Annotated in this window: 5 protein-coding genes and 1 pseudogene; 5 read left to right on the top strand and 1 reads right to left on the bottom strand. The window is 65.0% G+C overall.

The window, feature by feature from the left end; translation table 11 throughout:
• The first annotated feature begins 93 nt into the window (after window positions 1–93).
• Together AB5Y72_RS12085 and AB5Y72_RS12090 are read left to right on the top strand one after the other, a co-directional pair.
• Entirely contained in the window at window positions 94–663 is a 570-nt protein-coding gene (locus tag AB5Y72_RS12085; RefSeq protein ID WP_209794694.1) for a TetR/AcrR family transcriptional regulator, read from the top strand.
• 102 nt (window positions 664–765) lie between these two features.
• Window positions 766–2178: a DUF2252 domain-containing protein gene (locus AB5Y72_RS12090; RefSeq protein WP_042077752.1), complete on the top strand. Its 1413-nt coding sequence runs from the start codon at window positions 766–768 to the stop codon at window positions 2176–2178.
• Between the two features lie 241 nt (window positions 2179–2419).
• On the opposite strand, the gene AB5Y72_RS12095 is transcribed toward AB5Y72_RS12090, so the two are convergent.
• Window positions 2420–3331: a LysR family transcriptional regulator gene (locus AB5Y72_RS12095; protein WP_368199044.1), complete on the bottom strand. Its 912-nt coding sequence runs from the start codon at window positions 3329–3331 to the stop codon at window positions 2420–2422.
• Between the two features lie 144 nt (window positions 3332–3475).
• Between AB5Y72_RS12095 and aguA the strand changes: the two genes are divergently transcribed.
• From aguA to AB5Y72_RS12110, 3 genes and pseudogenes are all read left to right on the top strand, one after another.
• Window positions 3476–4573 carry an agmatine deiminase gene (aguA, locus tag AB5Y72_RS12100; RefSeq protein WP_368199045.1) on the top strand — a complete coding sequence of 366 codons (1098 nt, stop codon included), beginning with the start codon at window positions 3476–3478 and terminating at the stop codon, window positions 4571–4573.
• Window positions 4574–4709: 136 nt separating this feature from the next.
• Entirely contained in the window at window positions 4710–6413 is a 1704-nt protein-coding gene (locus AB5Y72_RS12105) for an amidase (protein ID WP_368199046.1), read from the top strand.
• A gap of 195 nt (window positions 6414–6608) precedes the next feature.
• Window positions 6609–6740: pseudogene (locus tag AB5Y72_RS12110) on the top strand (IS481 family transposase); the annotation flags it as partial.

The raw sequence follows: 6740 nt of genomic DNA on the forward strand, positions 1-6740 counted from the left end.
TGAGCAAGCATTCAACATGGATTGAAGGGAATGGCTGGGGTAAACTTGCCGCCCTGTTTTCCCGCCCCGCGACACCTTGCCAACGGAGACCCCATGCGCACTGCCGAATTTGATCGGGATCTTGTCCTGCGAAGCGCCATGGAGGCGTTTCGCGCCAGAGGCTATGCCAAGACCACCATGCAGGAGCTGGTGGCGGCGACCGGCCTGCACCCGGGCAGCCTCTACGCGGCCTTTGGCAACAAGCGCGGCCTGCTGCTGGCGGCGGTGGATCACTATGTGGAGGAGAAGTGCGCCCTGCGCCGGCGCTGCTTCGAGCAGGCGAGCCCCCTGGCCGGGCTGCATGCCTACTTCACCCGGCTGGTGGACGATGCGCTGCAGGGCGCCTGCCTGGTGACCCGCACCCTGATGGAGCTGGCGGAGCAGGACGAGGAGCTGCACCTGCGTTGCAAGGCCATCTATGGCGAGCTGGAGCGCGATCTCGCGCAGCAGCTGCAACGGGCAAAGGCGCTGGGGGAGCTGGCGCCCGGGCGGGACATCCCCACCCTGACCGCCTTCCTGCAGGTCAATATCCAGGGGCTCATCACCTTCGCCCAGTGCCACCCCGACCCTATGCTGCTGGAGGGGGTCGTCACCCAGCTGATGGCGGCCCTCGTCCTTCGCTGACCCCTCTCGCACGGCCTTCTTCGGCCGATTTTTCCCCGTCCTGCCTTGCTCTCGTCCGCCCCCTCTTCCATCTTCATGGGACTGTGTCAGGAGCAAGCGAATATGGCCAAACCATCGAAGTCCCAGGCGATGCTGATGCATTTCACCGCCCCCCGTCTCTCCATCGAAGAGCGCTTCGCCGCCGGCAAGCAACTGCGCGATCGGGTGCCCCGGGAATCCCATTGCCTGCTGCCGGATCCCTCGCACGGGCGGGATCCCATCGCCGTGCTCAAGGCCCAGGCCGCCACCCGGGTGCAGCGGCTGGTACCGGTGCGCCACGCCAGGATGCAGGAGTCCCCGTTCGCCTTTCTGCGCGGGGCGGCGGCCATCATGGCGGCGGATCTGGTCGACACGCCGCGCACCGGGCTCATGGTGCAGGCCTGCGGCGACATGCACGTGGCCAACATAGGCCTCTATGCGAGCGCAGAGCGCAACCTGGTGCTGGCCATCAACGACTTCGATGAGACCCACATCGGGCCCTGGGAGTGGGATCTCAAGCGGCTCGCCGCGAGCGCCCTGGTGGCGGCCGACTTTCTCGGGGCCAGCGCCGCCCGCCAGCGGGAGGCGGCCAGAATGACGGTGGCCGGCTACCGCACCCGGCTGCGGGAGTACGGCAAGATGGGCTTCATGCACGTCTGGTACGATCGCATCGATCAGGCCTCAGTGCTCCACGCCTTCTCCGAGGATGCCCACCGCAGTGTCGAAGCCGCCTTCGCCAAGGCGAGGGGGCGCAATCACCTGCAGGTGCTCGGCAAGATGACGGATCTGGTGGACGATCAGCACAGGATCCGCGAGATCCACCCCTTCGTCATCCGCGAGACCCACACCGAGGACGGGGAACCGGTCTACGAGGTGCTCGGGGAGCTGCTGGAGGCCTATCTGGCCTCCTTGCCGGAAGACAGGCGGATCCTGCTGCGCCGCTACCGGGTCGTGGACGTGGTGCGCAAGGTGGTCGGGGTGGGCAGCGTGGGCACCCGCTGCTGGGTGATACTGCTGACCGGGGCCGACGACGACGATCCCCTCTTCCTGCAAGTCAAGGAGGCCCAGCCCTCGGTGCTGGCGCCCTACTTCACCTCGGAAGATGACAGCGGCAGCCAGGGGCGGCGGGTGGTGCGGGGCCAGCGCCTGATCCAGGGCTCGCCGGACATCTTCCTCGGCTGGTGCGAGCTCAGGGGACGCCACTTCTACGTGCGCCAGCTGCGGGACATGAAGGGGGGCATCGACATCACCCCAGGCATGGTCAGGCCCCGCCACTTCGTCGAATACTGCCAGCTCTGCGGCTGGGCCCTGGCGCTGGCCCACGCCAAGTCGGGGGACGCGGCCCGCATCGCCGGCTACCTGGGCAAGTCGGACGTGATGGACGAGGCCATCGCCGAGTTTGCGGTGGCCTATGGCCAGCGTACCCGAGAGGATCACCGCCGCCTGCAGGCCGCCATCGCCCTCGGCGAACTGCCGGTGGCCAGCGAGGCCCGGTGAGCGTTTTTCCTCACCCTGGCCCTCTCCCGGAGGGAGAGGGAACCGATCGGGGGAGCGTTGAGAGTGAGGCCCAAAATAGGCCAAATTGCCGAAGAGCGGGAGTCTTGGAGTCTTGGCGCCTTGAGCTTTTTTGTCTTGGCGTGTCGGTTGCCCCCAGTTTTCCACTTAACGCCGATCTGCTCCCTTCTCCCCTTGCGGGAAAGGGCTGGGGATGAGGGGGAGGTGCTGCCAGACGCAGCGCTTATCCCGGATTCACCAGCTCCTTCATCAACGCCTTCAGCCAGATCAACGCCGGCTGCTGGGCATGCACCGGGTGCCAGACGCAGTTGAGGTGGTAGTCCGGCACATCTTCGGGCAGGGGCAGGCTCCTGAGCGGCCAGTGGCTGGCCAGCAGCTCGGCCACCATGCTGGGCAGCACCAGCAGGTGGTCGCTCTGGCTGACGATGGCGGCGGCGGACATATAGCTCTGGCTGTTGACCGAGATGGTGCGGCTATGGCCCAGGCTCTTCAGATAGCGGTCGAGGCTCGCCTCCGAGGTGCCGAGCGGCGAGTGGAACACATGGGGCATCTCGATAAGCTGCGCCAGGGTGATGCGCTCCTCCTCCAGCTCCAGGGTGGCGCGCACCAGCCCGGCCAGGGGCTCGGTGAGCCAGGTCTCCTTGCCGAGATACCCCGGCACCTGCATGTATTCGTCAAACCCCAGCACCAGGTCGATTTCGCCGCTCGCCAGCTCCGCCTCCGGCAGGGTGTCGCGCAGGATGCGGATCTCGATGGTGACCCCGGGCGCGAGCGTCCTGAGGCGCTGGATAAGCGGCGGGATCAGCACGCACTCCACGTAGTCCGTGGTGCAGAGCACGAAGCGGCGCTTCGACTGGCTCGGCGCGAACTCGTCCTCCTCGGAAAGCTGCTGCTCCAGCAGCCGCAGTGCCTGCTGCACCCCCAGATGCAGCCGCTGGGCCCGGGGAGTCGGCAACATCCCCTGGGGAGTGCGCACCAGCAGCGGGTCGCCGAGAAAGGTGCGCAGCCGGTTGAGGGAGTGGCTCATGGCGGGCTGGCTGATGAAGAGCGATTCGGCGGCGCGGGTCACGCTGCCCTGCGTCATCAGGGCGTCAAAGGCGAGCAGCAGATTGAGGTCGAGCTGGTGCAGTTTCATGGAGGATTATTCGCCGTGCTTATGGGACAATCCATCCTATTCATTTGATGGATGGGCGCGCAACTTCTTACACTGCGTCCACTCTTATTTTTCCAGGGTTTCCGGGTCGATCCGGGGGCCTCAATCCATGCAAGGAGCCTTGCGATGAGCATCAAGACCATCAACTCCATTCCGGCCGCCGACGGCTTCACCATGCCCGCCGAGTGGGCGCACCAGCAGGCCGTCTGGATGATCTGGCCGTTCCGCCCGGACAACTGGCGCGTCGCCGGTCGCTTCGCGCAAGCCACCTTCGCCAAGGTGGCCGATGCCATCGGGCAAGCCACCCCGGTCTTTATGGGGGTGCCGGCCCAGTTTATGGAGCAGGCCCGTGGCCTCATGCCGTCCCACGTCACCCTGGTGGAGATGGCCAGCGATGACTGCTGGGCACGCGACACCGGTCCCACCGTGGTCACCAACGCCGCCGGCGAGTGCCGCGGGGTGGACTGGGGCTTCAACGCCTGGGGCGGCCACAAGGGCGGTCTCTACTATCCCTGGGATCAGGACGAGAAAGTGGCGGCCCGGATGCTGGAGCAGCACGGTATGGATCGTTACGCCGCGCCGCTCATTCTGGAAGGGGGCTCCATCCACGTGGATGGCGAAGGCACCTGCCTGACCACCGCCGAGTGCCTGCTCAACGAAAACCGCAACCCGCACCTGACCAAGGATCAGATCGAGGCTCACCTGCGCGACTATCTGGGCGTGAAGAGCTTCATCTGGCTGGACGAAGGCGTCTACATGGACGAGACCGACGGCCACATCGACAACATGTGCTGCTTCGTGCGCCCGGGTGAAGTGGCCCTGCACTGGACAGACGACGAGACCGATCCCCAGTACGCCCGCTCCCTGGCCGCCCTCAAGGTGCTGGAAGCGGCGGTCGACGCCAAGGGTCGCAAGCTGAAAGTGTGGAAGCTGCCCCAGCCGGGCCCGCTGTTCTGCACAGAAGAGGAATCCGCCGGCGTCGAGAGCGGCAGCGGTGTGCCGCGCGAGGCAGAGGGTCGTCTGGCGGGTTCCTACGTGAACTTCCTTATCACCAACGATCGCATCGTCTACCCGCTGCTGGACGCCGCCACCGATGGGCAGGCCCAGCGCATTCTGGAAGAGATCTTCCCGGATCACACCGTGGTCGGCGTGCCGGCCCGCGAGATCCTGCTGGGCGGTGGCAATATCCACTGCATTACTCAGCAAATTCCTTCTGGCAAGTAAGAACCTGTTCCAAGCCAGCCGAGGTTGGTATTCAAAACCCCACGCCGTGGGGTTTTATCTCTTGATGACGTGATGGTCGCAGGCGCCGATGCGGCGATCATCATGACAAACAGTCACCCTTTTACAGGAGATCCCCATGATCGAAGTGACCGAGGTTTCCATTGCCGAGCTGCGCGGTGCGCTCGAATCAGGCCGTACCACAGCGGTCGAACTGGTCAAGGCCTATCAGGCGCGGATCAAAGCCTATGACGGCCCCGAGACACCAACCCGCCTCAATGCCGTCGTGGTGCCCAATCCCGATGCCCTGAAAGAGGCCGAGGCTTCCGATGCCCGCCGCGCCCGTGGTGAAACTCTGGGCCCGCTCGACGGCATCCCCTACACCGCCAAGGACAGCTACCTGGTCAAGGGGCTGACCGCCGCCTCCGGCAGCCCGGCCTTCAAGGATCTGGTGGCCCAGCGCGACGCCTTTACCGTGGAGCGGCTGCGCGCCGCCGGTGCCATCTGCCTTGGCAAGACCAATATGCCGCCCATGGCCAATGGCGGCATGCAGCGCGGCGTCTATGGCCGTGCCGAGAGCCCCTACAACGCCGACTACCTGACCGCGCCCTTTGCCTCCGGTTCCTCCAACGGGGCCGGCACCGCCACCGCCGCCAGCTTCGCCGCCTTCGGTCTGGCGGAAGAGACCTGGTCGAGCGGCCGTGGCCCCGCCTCCAACAACGGCCTGTGTGCCTACACCCCGTCCCGTGGCGTGATTTCTGTGCGTGGCAACTGGCCCCTGACCCCGACCATGGACGTCGTTGTGCCCTACGCCCGCACCATGGCCGATCTCTTGGAAGTGCTGGACGTGGTGGTCGCCGACGATAGCGATACCCGTGGTGATCTCTGGCGCATGCAGCCCTGGGTGCAGCTGCCCAAGGCCTCCGAAGTGCGTCCGGCTTCCTATCTGGATCTGGCCGCCAAGGCCGACGCCCTCAAGGGCAAGCGCCTCGGCGTGCCGCGCATGTTTATCAACAAGGATGAACTGGCCGGCACCAGCGACAATCCCGGTATCGGCGGCCCGACCGGTCAGCGCATCCATACTCGTCCGACTGTGATCGCGCTGTGGGAGCAGGCGCGCAAGGCGCTGGAAGCCGCCGGTGCCGAGGTCATCGAAGTGGACTTCCCGCTGGTTTCCAACTGTGAAGGGGACAGACCCGGCGCACCGACCGTGTTCAATCGCGGCATCGTGAGCCCTGAGTTTCTCAATGACGAGCTGTGGGAGCTCTCCGGCTGGGCGTTCGACGACTTCCTGCGCGCCAACGGCGATCCCAAGCTCAATAAGCTGGCCGATGTGGATGGGCCGAAGATCTTCCCCCACGATCCCGGCACTTTGCCGAACCGCGAAGGGGATCTGGCAGCGGGCATGGACGAGTACGTCAAGATGGCCAAGCGCGGTCTCAAGCGCTTCGACGAGATTGCCTCTGTGCCGGACGGCCTGCGCGGTCTGGAGCAGACCCGCAAGCTGGACCTGGAAGACTGGATGGACGGGCTCAAGCTCGACGCCGTGCTGTTCCCCACCGTGGCCGACGTGGGCCCGGCCGACGCGGACGTGAATCCGGCCTCCGCCGATATCGCCTGGAGCAACGGCATCTGGGTCGCCAACGGCAACCTCGCCATTCGCCATCTCGGTGTGCCGACCGTCACCGTCCCCATGGGGGTGATGACCGATATCGGTATGCCGGTGGGCCTGACCTTCGCCGGTCGCGCCTATGACGACAACAACCTGCTGCGCTTCGCATCGGCCTTTGAGTCCACCGGCAGCAAGCGTATGGTGCCGCCGCGCACGCCGCCGCTGGAGTGATTGGTGTTGTGGGTTAAATCTCTCGGGTTCGTCCGAATATAATGAAAAAACCACCCATTATGCGGGTGGTTTTTCATTTCTGTGATGTGTATGGAGATGGTATTCACCTGACAGTTGCCCACAAAAGGGAGTGGTCATACGGCTTCAAACCGGATAACAAAACGGTACCCCTACCGTGTTATCTGGAGTCACCGTATGACCACCAACGAGAAAGTAGCACGTCGCAAACTCAGCCTGCTAGAGCTCGCCAAAGAGCTCAATAATGTCAGCAAAGCCTGCAAGCTCATCGGCTACAGCCGTCAGCAGTTCTACGAAATTCGCCGTAAT

This window comes from Aeromonas sp. R7-4 (genome assembly GCF_040908055.1).
Taxonomy (GTDB): Bacteria; Pseudomonadota; Gammaproteobacteria; order Enterobacterales; family Aeromonadaceae; genus Aeromonas; species Aeromonas sanarellii.